The organism is Streptomyces oryzae (genome assembly GCF_017676365.1).
Classification (GTDB): domain Bacteria; phylum Actinomycetota; class Actinomycetes; order Streptomycetales; family Streptomycetaceae; genus Streptomyces; species Streptomyces oryzae.
This window is the reverse complement of the sequence record NZ_JADKMA010000168.1, coordinates 1-17,350: the sequence shown is the minus strand read 5'-3', so window position 1 is coordinate 17,350 and position 17,350 is coordinate 1. Positions and strand designations below refer to the sequence as shown.

General features: G+C 68.3%; 15 protein-coding genes and 5 pseudogenes. 7 read left to right on the top strand and 13 right to left on the bottom strand.

The features are described 5' to 3' along the window. The 5 genes and pseudogenes from ITI46_RS26330 to ITI46_RS35580 all read left to right on the top strand — a co-directional run. Nucleotides 1-549, top strand: a pseudogene (locus ITI46_RS26330) (XRE family transcriptional regulator); the annotation flags it as partial. Nucleotides 550-782: 233 nt separating this feature from the next. Beyond that, a pseudogene (locus ITI46_RS36250) lies at nucleotides 783-1,065 on the top strand (transposase); the annotation flags it as partial. A gap of 543 nt (nucleotides 1,066-1,608) precedes the next feature. Continuing rightward, a complete protein-coding gene (locus ITI46_RS26320; protein WP_247746614.1) occupies nucleotides 1,609-2,010 on the top strand; it encodes a hypothetical protein in 402 nt (133 codons plus the stop codon). Nucleotides 2,011-2,039: 29 nt separating this feature from the next. Further along, nucleotides 2,040-2,186 carry a hypothetical protein gene (locus ITI46_RS26315; protein WP_209242388.1) on the top strand — a complete coding sequence of 49 codons (147 nt, stop codon included), beginning with the start codon at nucleotides 2,040-2,042 and terminating at the stop codon, nucleotides 2,184-2,186. Next, a complete protein-coding gene (locus ITI46_RS35580) occupies nucleotides 2,183-2,872 on the top strand; it encodes an NUDIX hydrolase (RefSeq protein WP_209242387.1) in 690 nt (229 codons plus the stop codon). The genes ITI46_RS26315 and ITI46_RS35580 overlap by 4 nt, the downstream gene beginning before the upstream one ends. On the opposite strand, the gene ITI46_RS26305 is transcribed toward ITI46_RS35580, so the two are convergent. From ITI46_RS26305 to ITI46_RS26290, 4 genes and pseudogenes are all read right to left on the bottom strand, one after another. After that, nucleotides 2,827-3,018 (bottom strand): DUF4177 domain-containing protein, encoded by a 192-nt coding sequence (locus tag ITI46_RS26305; protein ID WP_209242386.1) that lies wholly within the window; start codon nucleotides 3,016-3,018, stop codon nucleotides 2,827-2,829. The genes ITI46_RS35580 and ITI46_RS26305 overlap by 46 nt on opposite strands. A gap of 78 nt (nucleotides 3,019-3,096) precedes the next feature. Further along, the gene (locus ITI46_RS26300) at nucleotides 3,097-4,998 is read right to left on the bottom strand and encodes a S9 family peptidase (RefSeq protein WP_209242385.1); all 1,902 of its coding nucleotides are present in this window, start codon (nucleotides 4,996-4,998) and stop codon (nucleotides 3,097-3,099) included. Between the two features lie 59 nt (nucleotides 4,999-5,057). After that, nucleotides 5,058-5,687, bottom strand: a complete 630-nt coding sequence (locus ITI46_RS26295) for a TetR/AcrR family transcriptional regulator (RefSeq protein ID WP_247746613.1) — start codon at nucleotides 5,685-5,687, stop codon at nucleotides 5,058-5,060. A 254-nt stretch (nucleotides 5,688-5,941) separates the two neighbouring features. Next, nucleotides 5,942-6,278, bottom strand: a pseudogene (locus ITI46_RS26290) (hypothetical protein); the annotation flags it as partial. 9 nt (nucleotides 6,279-6,287) lie between these two features. On the opposite strand from ITI46_RS26290, the gene ITI46_RS26285 reads away from it, so the two are divergent. Continuing rightward, nucleotides 6,288-6,497, top strand: coding sequence for a hypothetical protein (locus tag ITI46_RS26285; RefSeq protein ID WP_209242391.1), 210 nt, complete (start codon nucleotides 6,288-6,290; stop codon nucleotides 6,495-6,497). Between the two features lie 100 nt (nucleotides 6,498-6,597). Here the strand turns inward: ITI46_RS26285 and ITI46_RS26280 are convergent, their stop codons facing one another. The 6 genes and pseudogenes from ITI46_RS26280 to ITI46_RS26255 all read right to left on the bottom strand — a co-directional run bounded on the left by ITI46_RS26280 (nucleotide 6,598) and on the right by ITI46_RS26255 (nucleotide 13,145). Next, entirely contained in the window at nucleotides 6,598-7,203 is a 606-nt protein-coding gene (locus ITI46_RS26280; protein WP_247746616.1) for a SigE family RNA polymerase sigma factor, read from the bottom strand. A 275-nt stretch (nucleotides 7,204-7,478) separates the two neighbouring features. Then, nucleotides 7,479-8,864 (bottom strand): LCP family protein, encoded by a 1,386-nt coding sequence (locus ITI46_RS26275; protein WP_209242383.1) that lies wholly within the window; start codon nucleotides 8,862-8,864, stop codon nucleotides 7,479-7,481. Between the two features lie 360 nt (nucleotides 8,865-9,224). Further along, nucleotides 9,225-10,460: an RICIN domain-containing protein gene (locus ITI46_RS26270; RefSeq protein ID WP_209242382.1), complete on the bottom strand. Its 1,236-nt coding sequence runs from the start codon at nucleotides 10,458-10,460 to the stop codon at nucleotides 9,225-9,227. 364 nt (nucleotides 10,461-10,824) lie between these two features. Next, a pseudogene (locus ITI46_RS36245) lies at nucleotides 10,825-11,041 on the bottom strand (glycosyltransferase); the annotation flags it as partial. 356 nt (nucleotides 11,042-11,397) lie between these two features. After that, nucleotides 11,398-11,775, bottom strand: coding sequence for a nuclear transport factor 2 family protein (locus tag ITI46_RS26260; protein WP_209242381.1), 378 nt, complete (start codon nucleotides 11,773-11,775; stop codon nucleotides 11,398-11,400). A 497-nt stretch (nucleotides 11,776-12,272) separates the two neighbouring features. Continuing rightward, nucleotides 12,273-13,145, bottom strand: a complete 873-nt coding sequence (locus ITI46_RS26255) for a ketopantoate reductase family protein (RefSeq protein ID WP_209242380.1) — start codon at nucleotides 13,143-13,145, stop codon at nucleotides 12,273-12,275. A 70-nt stretch (nucleotides 13,146-13,215) separates the two neighbouring features. Between ITI46_RS26255 and ITI46_RS26250 the strand changes: the two genes are divergently transcribed. Next, the gene (locus ITI46_RS26250; protein WP_209242379.1) at nucleotides 13,216-13,845 is read left to right on the top strand and encodes a TetR/AcrR family transcriptional regulator; all 630 of its coding nucleotides are present in this window, start codon (nucleotides 13,216-13,218) and stop codon (nucleotides 13,843-13,845) included. A 29-nt stretch (nucleotides 13,846-13,874) separates the two neighbouring features. Here ITI46_RS26250 and ITI46_RS35880 read toward each other — a convergent pair. From ITI46_RS35880 to ITI46_RS26235, 3 genes and pseudogenes are all read right to left on the bottom strand, one after another. Beyond that, nucleotides 13,875-15,006 (bottom strand): annotated as a pseudogene (locus tag ITI46_RS35880) (IS630 family transposase). A 228-nt stretch (nucleotides 15,007-15,234) separates the two neighbouring features. Further along, nucleotides 15,235-16,212, bottom strand: a complete 978-nt coding sequence (locus ITI46_RS26240) for an acetylxylan esterase (protein ID WP_209242378.1) — start codon at nucleotides 16,210-16,212, stop codon at nucleotides 15,235-15,237. 80 nt (nucleotides 16,213-16,292) lie between these two features. Continuing rightward, complete coding sequence (locus ITI46_RS26235) at nucleotides 16,293-17,294, bottom strand: glycoside hydrolase family protein (RefSeq protein WP_209242377.1); 1,002 nt, start codon at nucleotides 17,292-17,294, stop codon at nucleotides 16,293-16,295. Nucleotides 17,295-17,350 lie beyond the last annotated feature (56 nt).

Sequence of the window (17,350 nt, the reverse complement as noted above, 5' to 3'; positions counted from 1 at the left end):
GGCGGCGGGCGTCGGCGGTCACGCTTGTCGCTCTTCGAGGCGTACCGCATGGCCTCCAGCGGCTACCGCCGCGCCGGCCGCTACGACCGCGCGGTCCAGGTCGCAGTACGGGCAGCTGACGAACTCGCCTCCGACCGGAGCGTTCCCGCAGGGGCCGGAGCACCAGCACAGGGACAGCTGCCGGCGATGGCTGCCTGCACCGTTGCGAAGTGCAAGGACAGCGGAAGCGCCCGGGAGCTTCTGGCCCAAGCAAGCGCGGTCGCAGGCCGGACCGCTGGAGAACAGACGGCCAGCGGCTGGTTTGGGCCCCGGCAGGTCGCCTTGCACGTGGTCTCCGTACGCCAGGTACTCGGCGACCCGGCCGGCGCCATCGCGGCAGCTCGCCCGGTCGACACTCGGGGAATGCCTCCGGAGCGCGCGGCGCGCCTCGGTCTGGATGTCGCCCGCGCCTTCGCAGACTGGGGCCGTCCCGAGGACTGTTGCAGGACACTGTTGGCAGTCGAACGCGCTGCACCGCAAGAAGCGCGGCGCAGCAGCATCCATTCCTGACGCGGGGGCTGCTGCGCCACGAGTGCCGACTGGATGGCGTCCGCGATTGCGCGCCGCACCGGGCCGCTCGTCGCTGAAGCCACAGTGCAGGAGGCCGGTCGTGGCTGAGAACCGAGAGCTTACGTTGCATCGCCTGATGGCCGAGTGGCTGGACGGCTATGGGCTCCAGGTCGCTCTCCGCAGCGAGTTCCCCAGCGTCGTATGGGAGACCGCCCGTAGCCCAGCAGAGGGCGGTTACCTGGGACAACCTGCGGATACACCTGGTGCAGCCCCTGCGCGACTTCATCGCCCGCCCACGCCGACTGGCTCACCGTCTTCCAACTCCCCAGCTATACCCCGGACCTGAACCTGCAGGAAAGAATCTGGTCGCAGGTCAAGCGCGACCTCGGCAACCTCGCCGCAGCCGACCTCAGCCAGATCACCTCCGCCGTCAAGCGGAGACTCAAGCAGATCCAGTACCGTCCGGACGTGGTCGACGGCTGCCTGGCCGGCACCGCCCTGACCATAGACACCTGACCGACATCACGAATTCAAATTCTGTACTGGACGACTCGAAGGTTTCCTACTCTCATTGGAGCCGCCGTGCCGTCGGTGGGTGAGTCGTGTTTATGCAACGTTTTCTGCGTGTCCGCAACCGGCTCGAGCGCTCCTGGGCGGGCCCGAAAGCATCGACGGCTTCATAGCCGGAAACCATCCTGGCCCTCGACAACCCCATTACACCCGGACGAGCCGGAGTCAGTAAGACTCCAGCGCGCATTCGCTGGGCGGGCATCAGCATCGGAAAGTGTCGACGACAAGGAATGCACAAGCAATGGGCAATGCGGAAGCAAGCTCAATTTCCATCTGGATCTTGACAGCGATGGGTGTCAGCGGGAGTCTGGGCGCGTACCGTGAAGCATTTCGTTTCGTTGATGCAGAACACGGTTCCATGGCTGCCGCGAGTCGGATTCTGCTGGCGCTGATCGAGAGGAGTTCGCCTCCTTACGTTGATCCGGGCCGCAGTCCGGCCTCGACCGGTCGAAACAATCAGCACACGCGACAACCGATTACGGAGGGAAGATGTCTCGAACCAGCAAGAGAGTAGCTGTGGCCACAATGGCCACTGCTGCGCTTGCGGCCGTGATGCCCGCTGGAAGTGCGTCCGCGGCCAACTATGTGGAGTGCGGCGACAGGGATTTCGCCAGTATTAAGATAGACGACCCTCGACCAGGTGGCCCGAGGCAAGAGTGTCTCGCGAATGCCGGTTCGCTCGAAATGCCGGACAGTCCTGAGTTTACGGACACTTGGTGGCTCAAAGAGATCTGGACGGGAAACAACTGCGTCAAGTGGTACGGCGACGGGAGGTGGCAACCGGAAGGTGAACCGATCAAAAAGTACACCAAGTTCACCTTTCCGAATCACCCGGGAGGAGTGGCCATCGAGAAGATCGGTATAGAGAAGGCATCGAATTGCCCTGACTAATTCTCGCTGCGTACCGGTGGTTTCTGTGTGTGATCACACACAGAAACCACCGGTACGCGCAGCTTCCCGGCTGCACCCGCGCGCTCGGCGACCACCCGCCGTTCCACATCCCCGGGGCGAACCTGTCCGGTTACGGTGACCATCAGGTCCCGCCGAACAAGGACCTCGTGAAGTGAACGCACCCGTCGACGCCGCCCTGCTGGGCGACCTCCTCCACGCAGCCGACGCCGACTGCATCACCCAGCACGTCGTCGGCGCCGCCATCCCCAACGCGGAAGGCAGGGTAGCGCTGCTGCACCGCACCGCCGACGACTACCTCGGCGGCCTGTGGGAGCTCCCTTCCGGCGGCGTCGACGCGGGCGAGACCCTGACCGAGGCCCTGCACCGGGAGGTCGCCGAGGAGACCGGACTTACGGTCACGACGATCGGGGCCTACCTCGGGCACTTCGACTACCTCTCCAAGGGCGGCAAGAAGACCCGCCAGTTCAACTTCACCGCCCAGGTCACCCACGAGAACGGCACGGTCAAGCTCACCGAACGCGATGCCCACCTGTGGGCCGACCGCACGGAGCAGGAGCAGGTCTCCGGCGCCGTACGGTCCGTCCTGGCAACCTGGCGAGAGAAATCGCATGACCGATCCGTCCACCGACACGGAACCCCTTCTCGCTGTGCCGACGGCGAGGGAATTTCCCTCGAATCTCTGCGGCCCGTTCGGGCCCGCGTCACTGGGCCGGCCAGCGGCATCGACCCTGACCGCACGGGAGTTGAGCGACGCCGGAACGGCCTGCACACCTCCGCTACGGGCCGTACCGTGACTCAGGCGTTGGCCTTCTTCAGGAGCACGGTGATCTCGATGGCCTGACCCGTACCGAAGCTGGGCGCGAGCGTGCTGAACGCCTCCCATCCCTGCTGACCCAGGTCGTTGAGGTCCTTCTCGATCTGGCCGTAATCGAATCCCTTCATCTTGAGCTTGTAGGTCAGCACCTTGTACTCCCACTGTGCGGACATGTGCCGGTCTCCCTTCGGGTTGTGCATTCCGGATGCGTTCTCTTGTTCTCCTGGCCTCATCAGGGCGTGCCGGTCGGGCTAGCTGCTGCCAGGTCCGCCCAGGTGCCGGGCGAGGAAATGGTCTGCCGCGCGGTACATGTCGATGTTGTTCTCCGGGTTCACGAAGCCGTGGCCTTCGTTCTCCTTGACCATGTACTCGACTTCGAGGCCGCGGGCGCGCAGCGTGTCGACGATCTGGTCGGACTCGGCCTTGACGACACGGGGGTCGTTGGCGCCCTGGACCACCATCAGCGGCGTGCGGATGTCGTCGACGCGGCTGAGAGGTGAACGGGCCCACAGGTCCGCCTCCTGCTCGGGGTCATCGGGGTGCCCGGCGTACAGGTACCAGTTGTTGACCAGGTAGCGCTTGACGAACTCCGGTACGTTCCGCAGAAAGGTGACGAGGTTGGAGGGGCCGCAGAAGTCGATCGCGGCGGCGAAGACGTCGGGGGTGAAGGAGACGCCGACCAGGGTGGCGTAGCCGCCGTACGAGCCGCCGAAGATCGCGACACGGTCCGGGTCCGCGTATCCCTGCTCGACGGCCCAGTGGACGGCGTCGATGAGGTCGTCGTGCATCGCGCCGCTCAACTCCCCGATGCCCGCCTTGAGGAACGCCTTGCCGTAACCGGTCGAGCCGCGGAAGTTGACCTGGAGCACCGCGTACCCGCGGTTGGCGAGGAGCTGGGCGCTGGGATCGAACCCCCAGCTGTCCCGGTGCCAGGGCCCGCCGTGGACGAGCAGGACCAGAGGCAGCCGCGCGGGCTGCACCCCCACGGGCAGCGTCAGGTAGGAGGGAAGCTCCAGTCCGTCGCGCGCGGGGATCGTGACCGGCGTCATGGGGGCGAGGACTTCGGGGTCCAGATGCGGGTACGGCTTGAAGAGCATACGGCTCTGCCTGGTGGTGTGGTCGTAGAGGTAGGTGACACCGGGGTCGCGGTCGTGGTTGAAGCTGACGACCCACCGCTGCCCGCTCACGTCCGACGACAGGGCCAGCAGGTCGCCGTCGGACAACTTCTCCAGGTTCTCCAGGACCGCGGCGAAGTCCGGGTCCAGGGGCCGGATCACCTGCCGCTCTCCGAGGTAGCGCACCCCCATCAGCTCCCCGGTGCGCCGGTCGCAGATGAGCGGCGAGGGCAGCGTGGGGAAGACCGCGGAACGCGGGTCGAGGTCGAAGAGCGGATGGCTGTCGACCACGGTCTCCGCGCCGGTGGCCAGGTCGAGCCGCACCACTCGGGTCCGGTCACTGTCGCGGCTGGAGCCGATCCACGCACCGGTGCCGTCCGGGGTGAGCTGGAACGGCTGGATGTCCAGCGGGTAGTCGGAGCCGTCGAACGTGATGACCGGCCGCATCGTCCCTGCGCCGGGGTCCCACTGCGACAACTCGATGTCGCCGTCGGCTGTCAGCCCGTGGGCGTACAGCTTGCCGTCGGGCGTGTGCAGCAGACCGCCGATATGGCCTGGGTTCTGCGCCAGCACTGTCAATTCGCCGGTGGCGACGTCGAGTTCGTAGAGGTCGAACTCGAGGGGGTTGCGGTGGTTCAGGTGCAGGGTCGCCCTGCCCGGCCGGGCGACGCTCGTCTCGAAACCGACGGCCCTGGCCCCGGGGAAGGGGGTGAGGTCGACCGCCTTGGCACCCGGGTCGTCCAGGTCCACCCGGTAGATGTGGTAGTTCTCGTCGCCGTCGCCGTCCTGCTCGTACAGCAGCCAGCGCGGATCGTCGGTCCAGTGGTAGCGGAGCACGCTGCGGTTGTCGTCGGCGGTGACGCAGCGCGCTTCCTCATCTGAATCGACGCTCTCCACCCATACGTTGAGGCGCTCCCGCCACGGAGCCAGGTAGGCGATCCTCGTTCCGTCGGGCGAGATCGTTGCGCCGGCACGGACGGGAGAGCCGAAGAATTCCTCAACGGTGAGGTGCGGGACCTCGTGCGGAACAGCGGGCATGGGGAGACTCCTTCGGGTTTCGTCTGGTTCAGTCCGGCATGTTGCTGAGGCTCGGCGTCTCAGGCGACGGGGTCGCCGATGGCTCCGCCGGTGGCGGTGCGGATCGCCTGTGCGTAACGCCGGACGAGGGCCGGCACGTCCTCGAACTCCGTCAGGTCGGAACCGGCGAGGATGGCCGCGCCGATGTGCTCGTCGAGGACCCGCACCACCGAGGCTGCCGACGCCGCATACAGCCGCACCTCCAGATCGTCGGCCGAGCGCTCAAGACGGCCACTGATGATCGCGCTCAGCTCTCGTTCCGTCTGGTCGCAGGCCATCAGCCACGCCGTACGCAGTGCGGGCTCGGTGTCGGCGAGACGGATCATCTTCATCGCGAGCATCTCGTCGGCAAGGTCGACGGGCGGCTTCTCTTGACCGCGTCGGGTCAGCGCCGTCACCAGATGCTCCGTAAGGGAAACCTCCCGCGGCCAGGCGTGCAGCACGCTCAGGAGCGTGCCGACGCCCTGCATCACGATCGGCTCGGCGCAGCTCTCCTTGCTGCGAAAGTGCCGCCAGAGGTTGCGGGTCGACAGGCCCACGGCCTCCGCGATCTGATCACCGCTGGTCGCGGCCACTCCCTGTTCCCAGAACAGCCGCGCCGCCTCCCTGGAGATCTCAAGGCGCAGCCGAGCACGCCGCTGCTCGCTCATCCCTCCTCTGCTGCGCTTGTTCGTCATCATTGGGCCGACCCCTCTTCTCCGGTGCGTCTTCAAACGACAATATGTCACTAAGCGACACTTTGGCGAGTGGTCCGACCGCAGCGGCTCGGTCCCGGGGATCGAGAGGAGGCAGCTGCGCAACGGGGAGTGCCTGCCCGTGCGGAACCCTTCGAGTGGTGGGCCGGACAGCTCAGAAGGCAGGATCGTGAGACAAAGTGCCGTGCCCCTCGAATGAGACGTTGCATTTCCCGGGTGAGGCCACGCCCGGCCAGCCGGGGGACGGTCGCGGCGCGCCGGGTGTCGATCTCGGAGTCCATCGCGTCGTCCATCCGCAGCTCCAGATGGCTGGCCGCCTGGTCGCGCACCCCGGCGGACAGCTCGACCCGGCGGGCCGTGGCGACGATGAGATGCACGCCGTAGTTGAGGCCGCGTGCCGCGATCGAGTTGAACGTCTGGATGTCGCGGTCGAAGTCGGCGCGCACCGTGGACCAGCCGTCGATGACGAGGAAGACGTCGCCGTAGTCCTGGGTCGGGGAACTCCCCGGCGGCGCGGCGGCGGCGGAAGGTGGCCATCGAGTCGACCCTGCCCCCATGCCTGGCCCGGCCCCGACGATCAGTGGCGAAGCGGCGCTCTCGCCCGACGCGTACGAGGACGACGGCGCTCCGCTGGTGCTGCTGCGCGAGGTGGCCACAGCGCCCGCCGCGAGGATCGCCGGAGCCGTTCCGCAGAGCACGGAGCTCGACGACCACGAGCACGGTGCTCGGCAATCTCGAGCAGACCCTGCGCGGCCACGCCCTTGAGCCCGGACCGTTCCATTGGCCGGCGCTGTGCGAGGGGCGCTCGGGCGAGCGGCGGCGGTTCTCCCAGGCGGGCGATTCCGTGTCCGGCGTGTGCCGTCGCTCAGCGCGCCTCCGCCATGGCCACGCGGAGCGAGGCAATGCCGCGTGAGGCGTACGCCTTCGCCGAGCCGCGCGAGATGCCGAGTGCCTCCGCCGTCTCCACTTCGGTCATGTCGGCGAAATACCGCAGCACGAGGACCTCCCGCTGGCGCCGCGGGAGACCGCGCATCGCCTCGATCAGCTGGTCCCGTTCGAGCTGCTCGTGGGCGTACTCCTCGGCGCTGGCCATGTCCGGCATCGGCTTGGGGCGCAGCCTCAGGCCCAGGATGCGGCGGCGCAGCGTGGAACGGGACAGATTGACGACCGTCTGCCGCAGATACGCGAGCGGCTTCTCGGGGTCGGCGCCCCGCGTGCGGGCCAAGTGGACGCGGATGAACGCCTCCTGCACGACGTCCTCGCACGAGGCCATGTCGTCCAGCAGCAGCGCGGCGAGCCTGAGCAGCGACCTGTAGTGCACGCGGTAGGTCTCGGTGAGGTGGTCGACTGCGTCGACCATGGTGTTCGCCGCCGTCGTCGTGCCCTCGGAATCCGCGTCGCCTCCGGCATGCGTGCGCCCGCCGGGCATCCGCACGGGACGGATCGCGGGCCATGTGGTGATCACGGGCATGCCTCCGGGTGCTCCGGCTGCGGTGGCGGTGCGCCCGGCCGCCCAGCCGACTCCGAGCACCTCGGCGACGCCCGCCGCATGCCGTTGTCCGGTGCGACCTTCTCGCGCCATGCCAACTCTCCTGACGAACCGATCGACCTTGCCGTGAGTAGCCGTGGCACGGCCCGAGCGGTTCGTCCGGTGGCCTCGTCCGTGGGGGCATCACTCATGCGGGGACTTCGTTCACGACCTCATACGACCTCATACGGCCTCATACGGCTTCATACGGCCAAGGTTCAGCGCAGACCCTCGTAGTCCTGTCCCACGGTGAGCGTCACCGACCCCGACGCGCGTGTGTCCGTCCGCGAGACGGAATCGGGCACGCGGGAGGCGAGGACCTCGGCGGAGCGCCGCAGGTCCTCGGGACAGCTCACGGTGGTCTTCTTCACCGGCGCGGGGGCGTTGCCGGTCGAGGTGACGGTGAAGCCGAGCGCGCGCAGTTCCTTCGCGGCGTCGGCGGCACGCCCCGCCTTCCCGGTGCCGTTGAGCACGCGGACGCGGATGGAGGGCGTGGGCACCGGGTCCCTGCTCTCGGCTTCCAGCCGCTTCTTGTCGACTTCCTTGTCGTGGGCGAGCTGGTCGAAGAGCCGGGCCGCCTGCGGGTACTGCCACACGACGTTCGCCCTGTCGGTGGGGATGTCGGCCTGGCGGGGGTAGTTGGGGACGGTCAGGAAGGTGAGCCGGTCCTTAGGGATGCCCTTGACCTCGTTGGCCAGGCCGTAGAGGGGCTTGAGTCCGGCCAGCGCCTTGTCGGTGGTGAGGGACTTGGTCGTGGAGTCCAGGAAGTCGTAGAGCTCGTCCGGGCTGGTGACCTTCTTCTTGGCCTTCTCGGCGAGGGCCCGCATGAACTCCTGCTGGCGGCTGATGCGTCCCAGGTCGGAGCCGTCGCCCACGCTGTAGCGGGTGCGGACGTAGCCCAGGGCCTTCTCGTCCTTGACCGTCTGGCAGCCGGCCGCCATGTCGAGGTGGGCCTTGGGGTCGTGGATGGGGGTCTTGGGGCAGACCTCGATGCCGCCGAGGGCGTTGACCATGCCCTTGAAGCCCTGGAAATCGAGCGACATGAAGTGGTCCATGCGCAGGCCCGTGTTCTGTTCGACGGTCTTGATGGTGCAGGCGGCGGCGTCGCCGATGTCGCCCTTGCTGCCGCCGATCGCGAAGGACTCGTTGATCTTGAACGAGTGCGGCGCCGACTTCTTCCCATCGCCCCGCTCGCAGGAGGGGATGCGCACGTAGGAGTCGCGGGGCAGCGACATGACCGTGGCCCATTTCCGGTTCGCGGCCAGGTGCACGACCATCAGCGTGTCCGACTGCATGGTGTTGAGGTCCTTGCCGCCGTACTTCCCGTTCGCGCCGGCGCGGCTGTCCGAACCCACCACCAGGATGTTCTTCGAGCCCGAGCTCAGCTTCTCGGGACGGTTGCCGTCCAGGCGGTGCTCCAGATCTGCGGACGTGATGTTGCCGTCGAGCTGCCGGTACGCCCAGAAGCCCGCACCGGCGGCCCCCAGGACCAGTACCGCGAGCACACCGCCCGTCCAGGCGAGAATCCGCCCGCGCCGCGGGCGGCTCCGCTGTTTTGCGTGCTGTTTCCTCCGGTGGGCCCGGCCCGGCCGCCCGTCACCCATGGCCGCGCTCCGTTCCGGCGAGGGGTATCGCACTCTCGCTCATATGACGCCTCGCCGGTACGCGTGTGGTTGCCGCCGCCGCGAGTCACGGGCCGTCGCTCCGCCTTGTCCGTTCACTGCTTCGGTCCTCCTTCGATTCGTATGCGGGGAGGGGGCGCTTCGTCCGCTGCGCCAGGCCCGTATCACGGATCACGCGGGGGAGGAGTTCACCGTGCGGCGAGGCGAGGCGAGGCGAGTCGGGGAGGTGCGTGACCCCGCGTGACGGCGGACGACGAGTCCCCGCGGCGTACCTTGCCTGCCGCGGAGGCCTCGTCGTCCGCCGGCCGGGTCACGGGATGGGCCCCGGCCCCTGGCGACGTGTCAGGCCAGCCGCCACTCGTGGTCGTCCTTCGGGTTGCAGCGAGCGACTCCGAGCCGGGCGTCCTCGCCACCGCCGCCGAACGACTTGCCATGGACGTCCAGGCACATCTGCTCGCTGCGGTAGTTGCGGATCCAGTAGTGCGTGCCCCGGCGGTCCAGCCACCAGAGCTGGTTGTCCTTGAACGTGCCGTTGCAGGGGGCCTCGACCACCCCCGTCCCGCTGGGCACGCCGCCGTACCCGGGCAGGTCCAGGCACAGCTTGTCCTTGGCGTTGCGGAACACGACGAGCCTGTCGTGCTTGGACGTCCTCTTCTTCTTCACGTCCATGTACCACGCCTGGTTGTCCGTCCGCCGGTCCATCGCGCACGGGTCCTGGTTGACGTGGCCGTTCACCTTCCCCCCGCCCTTGCCGGGGACGTCGACGCACATGCCCGTCATGACGTTCACCAGCTCGAGCTGGTCCGGGAGCCTGGCGCCGGGGCCGGTGTACAAGGCCTGCTTGTCCTGGGACTTGGAGGAGCCGGCGTCCTCCGACTTGTCGTCCTTGGAGGAGTTCTTGCCGCCGGAGCCGGGCTCGACGTCCGAGCCGGAATCGCCGTCCTTCTCCCCGCCCTCCTTGCCCTTCTCGTCCTTCCCGTCCTTCGAGGACTTGTGCTCAGAGGACTTGTCCTTGTACGAGCCGACGTTCTGAGAGCTGTCGCCGTCGGCGTAGGCCGCCCCGACGGGGCGTCCTGTGCCGGAGTCCTTCTCGTCGTCGTCCCCGGTTCCGAGGGCGATCAGCGGTACGGCTATCAGGAGGGCGCCGGCGAGGGCGGCTGCGGCGCGCAGCGCCTTGGTGGGCCGGCCCGAGGGCGGCTCCTCGTCGCCACCCGTTGCGGTGCGGGACTCCGGCGGGTCGTCGTCGGCCCCGGCCGCGGTCGCACCGTCGGCGCCCGCTCCCTGGTCCCCGTCGGGCCCGGGGGAGACGGTCCCCGTCCCGGCCGAGGTCGACGAGGCAGCGGACGGGGCCGTGACCCCGATGGGCTCCGTCGGCCCGTCCGGGCGGGGCGACGAGGCCGGTGCGAAGTCCGGGGGCGCGGTCGGCCCGGCGGCCGATTCGGCCGATTCGCCGGGGGCCGGAGCCGGAGCACTGGACGGCAGTACGTCCGGATCGGCTGGGGGCGGCGTGGACCCGGGAAGGGGCACGGCGCGACGTACCGCCGGACCTCCCGGATCCGTTGGTTCCTTGCTGGGCATCGTGTCTCCGTTTCGGATCTGGGGACGGGCCGCCAGGTCCGTTGCGGCAGGCGGCCCGCGGCCCAAGGCTCATGACCGGCGAGGACAGAGCGTCACGACTGACCGGCCTCGTCCACGCGGCGGAAGGCGTCGAGCGTGCGGAGCCCTGCGCGCATGGGAGCTCTCCAGCCAACGGGAGAGACATGAAGGGCGAGCCCGACTGGTCGTTTCCGAACATAAGCCGAACGCCGCGCGCACCTCGAACTGTTCAATTGCGGACATGTGCCCTCGATGGATCACTAACCGGGTGCTTCTGCTGCGTAGTTGACAACCGAAAAGCAACACCGGTGCAAGGGGGTGGGATGCATGCCCGCGCCCTTCGTGCGGGCAAGTCTGTGGCCACGGCCGGCAGGCCGCACCGCATCGCCTCGACGATGGTCATGCCGAAGGATGTGAGGCTCGACGTGACTGCCCGGACCGTTGCCTTGACCCACTCGGCCTCGACGGTCGAGTTCGTCGATGAGGTCCCGCAGCATGTCGTGTTCACGGTCGTGTTCGTAGCTCCGCGGGCACCATTCGGGCCGCTCGGGGACGACCTCGGCTCCTACCTCTCCATCCCCGGCCCGGTGCCGGTCCGCGTCATCGACTTCGAGATCACCATCACCACCACCGCCGGGAAGCACACCGGCCTCTACCGGCTCGCAGCCTGGCCGCGGGCGTCATTGCCGGCATCGTCATCGACCTGGCCGGCACGATCGGCCGACACGTTCTGGCCGCACTGCTGCCCGCACGGCGACTGCGGGTCAGCCCCCGCATCGTCAAACGCGCTGTCTCCAAGTACCAGGCACGTGGCCCTCGCACCGACCGCACCAGCTACAAAGCCACCACCGGCATCGAAATCCTCGCGCCCGCAGACCCTTGACAACGAAACCCAGCCGCAGACTTGAGGGCCTTGCGGCTAGTCCGGACGTTGTGCCGAGTCGAACCAGGCCGCCACGCGGGTGATGGCGCCGCCGTCGGAGGTGAGTTCGATGACGTCGGCGGCGTTGACCTCGAAGGCGCTGCCCTGCTTGGTACGGCCTCGGAACACCATCTCGACGAACACGATCGTGCCGTCGACGGCCACCCGCGTAACCTCGTCGTGGGTCTCGGGCAGCGACTCCATGGCCTTCCGCAGTTGTTCGGCGATCTGCGCCGGCCCCTGAGCCGTCCGTACGCCGAGCGTCCAGAACTCGGCGTCGTCGGTGAAGCAGGGGGCGACCGCGTCCCAGTCACGGGCGTTCGCCGCCGCGATGTACCGGTCCACTACGGCCGGTAGTTCTGCACGTTGTGTCATGCCTGGTTCTCCGAGCTGATGTGCAACGGTTGTTGGGCGTGGCCGGGATCGTGCCTCTCGCCGACGCCTTGTGCGCGAGGGTACTTCCGCCGGCGCTGGGAGATCGAAACTCCATGCCTGGAACTCAAGTCGGCCATCTTCGGCGGACGCGTCCTGCGCGCCCGCACCCTGAAGGCATCGACCAGGAGATCCCACCCTGCTCGTGGTCCACCAACTACTACGCACCGCCATGGCCGACGCCACCAGCACCCGACCGGACACCGACCAGGCCAGGGCCGGCTTAAGCATCGCCTGGCAAGCGGCCCGCGACCAGCTCGTCCTGGCCGCACCCGTCATCGCCGATACCGTCATCGACCTGGCCGACACGATAGGCCGCCACGTCCTGGCCGGCCTGCTGCCCCAGCGGTGGCTACGACTCAGCCCCCGCATCGTCGAACGTGCCATCTGCAAGTACCTGGCGGTGGTGTGTGTGGTGAGGTTTCGCCGGCCTGGGTCGCTTAGCGGGCTCTCGCAGGGGTGTGGAGCTGTTCGGTCAGCCGCTCGAGTTCGGCCGCCATGGCAGGCGAGGGGTCGCTGAGTCCGCTGTGCACGGCCGTCGGGCTCTTCAGGAAGCGCCGGAGCACGGCCACGAGGAGCCCCTGCGGCAGGGCCCGCAACGTGGCGAACGCGCGAGGTACCGGCGGCGTCTCCATCGCGGCGAGGTTCTGCCGCATGAGGTGGAGCATGCCGCGGACCGCGTCCGGGTCGTCGGCCAGCGCTACCGGGCCGCCCGCCGCGTGTACCGCCTGTCCGAGCGGCACCTCGAATGCTGCGTGTGTCCTGAGCCAGGCGTCCATCTGTGGCTCGGCGTTGGCGTTGATCCCGGCGGTACGGAACGTCTCCACGATCCGTTCCAGTCGCGGGGTGGTGCGGCCGTCGGGCTCGCCGATCGGCATCGCGACCCGACGGGTGATGAAACTGCTCTTGCGGTAGCGGATCACGTCGCCGTCCATCGTGCCGCCCGCCATGGGGAAGCCGAGCAGCACCCGTTCGTGGCCGATCACCGCGCCCAGCGTCTCCGGGCCGGCTGCCCAGTTGAGCAGGAACAGCACGTCCCCTTGGACGCCGGCGAGTGATTCCAGCACCGCGTCCACCTGGTGGGTGCGGACGACGACGGTGATCAGGTCGTACTCGCCGCCCGGGTGCTCGATCACCGGTACCGGTACCCGCCTGACAGCTGGGCTGTCTTCCTCGGCGAGCTGCACGGCGTGCCGGCGCAGAGCGGTCAGGCGCCCACCCCGGGCGAGGAGCGAGACGTCGTGGCCGGCCTCATGCATGCGGGCGGCGAACAGGCTGCCGCAAACCCCGGCGCCGTACACGAGCAGCTTCATGACAGCCTTCTTTCACACGTTCGATTTAATCATACGTTCGTTTCATTCAAACATATGTAGAGTCCCTCGTGTGGCGACTCCAGACACCCGCACCCAGCTCCTCGACGCGGCCGAGCACCTCTTCGCCGAGCACGGATACCGCGGCACCTCGGTCCGCGCGATCACCAAACTCGCCGGAGCGAACCTGGCCGCCGTCGGCTACCACTTCGGGTCGAAGGCGGAGCTGATGGCCGCGGTCGCCCGCCGCGTGATCGAGCCCATCAACGCTGCCCAGTGCGCAGGGCTCGACAAATTGCTCGCCCGGACCCCCGACCCATCGGTCAGCGAACTGGTGGAGGCATTCGCGGGGCCGCTGTTCGACGAGATGTCGGCCCGCGACGAGGGCGGCTCCCGGACGTCCCGGCTGATCGTGACGATCCTCAGCGACCCGGCCGAGGAGGCGCGCAGCTGGACCGGCCCGGCCGAGGACACGGTCCGCGAGCGCTACCTCGCAGCCTTCGCGCGCGTACTGCCCGGCCTTTCCCCGGAGGAGCTGTGGTTCCGGATACGGGGGATCCTTGCCGTGACAGCCGTCGACCGCCTCGAGGTCCACCAGCAGCCCTCCCCAGGCTGCACGTCCCCGGTAGCGGGCGAGGCGGCCCGGCGATGGGCGATCACGTTCCTGACGGCAGCGATGAGTGCTCCACCGACCCGGACCTGACGACCCAAGACAGACGCTGGCGGCGCGGGTCAGGCGGCGTTCCCCCTGTGGACGAGGGCAGTGAGGCACTTGTCGGCGGCGTTCTTGTTCCGCCAGATGATGTAGCGGCGGATCATGCTGCCCTGTTCCTTGTGGGTGGCGTGGTCGGTTCCGTCGAGGGCGAAGTAGCCCAGGGCGCTGAACTGGGCCTCGATGCGGTTGAGCCAGGAGCTGTCAGTCGGGTGTAGGCGATCTCGACGTTGTTCGCGGCGGCCCAGTCGCCGACTCGCTGACGCATCTTCGTGGTCAGGTGCGGGGAGAAGTTGTCAAGGACGATCGCGATCCGCACTGATGGCGGCTAGAGGGTGCGCAAGTAGCGGCAGAACTCCAGGAACCGGCTGCGCTTCTTGACCGGCTTGATGTGGCCGTAGAGCTTGTCCTTGCCCAGGTCGTAGGCGGCGAACAGGTGCCGCACTCCGTCGTAGCGGTTGTAGGTCGCCCGCCGTCTGAGACGTGGCTCACGGTCGGGGTTCTTGTGCTTGCCGCCGGGTCCGGCCCACTGCCGGCCGGGGTGAGGCATCAGATTGAGCGGCCCGAACTCGTCCATGCAGAGGATGACTTCGGGCTCGTCGCACTCGGGTACGACCTCGCCGTCGGCGATCGCGTAGAGGTGCTCGACCCGCGCCTTCTTAATGGCGTAGTCCGGATCGCGGGAGGTTTTCCATGACTTCAGGCGTTGAAAGGTGACGCCTTCCTCGCGGAGCAGGATGCGCAGGCCCTCGTGGCTCATGTCGTCGACCACCCCCTCGGCGACCAGGAAGTCCGCCAGCTTGGTCAGACTCCAGGTGGAGAACGGCAGGTCGTGTTCGGTCGGCTTGGACTTGGCGACCTTCTTGATCTCGCGGCGTTCGGGCAGGGTGAAGGTCTTCGGCCGGCCGCCGGAGTACTTCGGATACAGCGAGTCGAAGCCGTCGGCGTTGAAGTTGTGGATCACGTCTCTCACTCGGTCGTCGCTGGTGAACGATACCTCGGCGAGCTTCGCCACCGGCATGCCCTGCGCGGACAGCAACACCATCTGGGCCCGCCGCCAGGTCACCACCGATCCGGTGCCCCTGCGGTGATCCGCAGCAGCCGCCGGCCCTCGGCATCATCGATCTCACGTACCCGTACTCGTTCTGCCACCCGCACACCGTGACCGCCGCCCGGCATCCAGCTCAGGACCCCCGGACGGCGCGTCACATCACAACAGGGCAAACGTTCACTGCTACGGCACTACAAAGCCACCACCGACATCAACATCCTCTCCACCGCAGACCCTTGACAACATCCCCTACCCGCAAGCTTCACGGCCTTGGGGCTAGCCGGCCGCGGCGGCGCCTCCCGACCAGGTGCGGCCAACCCCCTCTGACCTCAGGGCTCAGGGCTCAGTATTCGGGCCAGCCAGCGCTGTTGGGCGGCTTCCTGGAAGGGGCCGCCGCCCTCGTGGCCGTTGTAGGGGTAGACCTCGATCCGCTTGTCGTCGCCCGCGTACGCGTTGTAGGCGGCGAAGACCGTGGACGGCGGGCAGCTGCGGTCCATCAGGGCCACCGAGAACAGCGCAGGCGGCAGGGCACGCGCGGCGAAGGACACACCGTCGACGTACGACAAGGTGCGCAGTGCGGATTCCGCAGCGCCCCGGTGCGCCCGCAGATAGCGCACGATCTCCAGGTAGGGGCCATCCGGGGCGAGCGAGAGCGCCCGCTCGAAATGGCACAGGAAGGGCACGTCCACGGCGACGGCGGACAGGTCGGGGACGAGACCGGCCACGGCGAGGGCGAGACCGCCTCCCTGGCTCCCACCGACGGCGACAGTACGGGCCCTGTCGGCCAACGGATGGCTGCGGGCGGCCTCCAGGCCGCGCACGGCGTCGGCGTACACCCGCCGGTAGTAGTACGTCTCCGGCGCCGCGATGCCGCGCGTCATGAAGCCCGGCTGCGAGGGGGGCGAGCCGTCCGGGTCCGGAGTGTCGCCCACGTCCACCCCGCTCCCCTGGCCACGTACGTCCATCACGAAGTGGGCGTAGCCGGCGAGCGGCCACATGCCCCAGGTGTGCGGCAGTCCCCGGCCGGCGCCGTATCCGTGGTACTGGACGACCAGCGGCAGCGGCTCCGTCGCGCCCGCCGGCGCCGTGAACCAGCCCCGGATGGGATGGCCTTCGTATCCGGCGAAGGTGACATCCCAGGTGCGGATGCCGGTGAGGCCGGTGTCGACGGGTTCGAAGGAGATCCGTGGCGCGTGTCCGCGGGTGGCGTCGAGGGTCTGGCGCCAGAAGGCGTCGAAGTCCTCGGGTTCGGTCACCCTGGGGTGGTAGGCGCGCAGTTCGGCCAGTGGCATGTCGTATTGCGTCATGGGACTCCGCTTCTGGGCTGTGCGCCTCGCCGGTCCGCGTCCTTGCCGGCAGGGCGAGGGCTCCGGTCCTGACGGTCGGCTCAGCCGCGGGCCATGGCGATGACGCCGGAGAGCCGTTCGCCGGCCTCGTAGATCATGTACGGGACGCCGCCGTCCGTACCGAAGGACGGTGCGGCGGCGCGGCCGTTCTCCGGCGACGCGGAGGTGGAGTTGTAGAACACGCCAAGATGGTTGCGGCGGGAGAAGTCGGCGCCGACCTCGGTGATGTGGATGTCACCGCCGCTCCCCTTGTCGGTGTGGTAGACGACGTACGTGCGGCCGTTCCGCGTGAGCAGGTGCGCGCCGGAGACGTCGGAAGCGCCGACCTCGGCGTGGTCGATGAGCGGCTCCTGGTCGAACTCCCAGTTGCGGCCGTCCGCCGACCAGCCCCAGCCGATGTCACGGTGGTTGGAGGTGTCGTTGCGCATGAAGACCATGATGTAGCGGGCGCAATGGGAGGGAAGGTCGTGCTGGAAGACCCGGGCGTAGGAGGTCTCTTTGGTGCCCTTCGGCAGCATCTCGGTGGTCAGCACGCTCTTGTCGTACGTGAAGTGGATGCCGTCCTTGGAGCGGGCGAGCCGGGTGACGGTGTTCTCGCCGTGGAAGTACAGCCACAGCTCGCGGCGTTCGGCGTGCCACATGACGTGCGGGGAGGAGACGTGGCTGACGTTGTAGTGCGGCGCCCAGTGGTTGGACACGATCGGGTTGTGCGGGTACTCGGTGAACGGCCCCTCCAGCGAGTCGGCGTAGGCGAGGCAGATGCCGCCGGGGGCGTCGTGCGGGGCGTAGTAGAGGTAGTAGCGGCCCAGCGGTGCTGGGAGCTTGTCGTAGACGCCGCGTATGCAGGGGAAGATGATCTCGCCGGTGGGGTTGTACTTGAGCTTGTCCGGGTTCAGCAGGGTGCGTACGTAGCGGTAGTCGGGGAAGCCGCCCGGCGCTGCGAGGGCGGGGGTCGCACCGTCCGGCTCGGTGAGAGCGAGCAGGGCGCCGCCCGCGGCGGTGGCGGAGGCGGTGCGCAGGAAGCGGCGGCGGTCGAGTGTCATGAGCGGGTCCTGCCTTTCAAGTGGGTCTGATCTGGTCCTTGGTTCCTTTCCGGGTG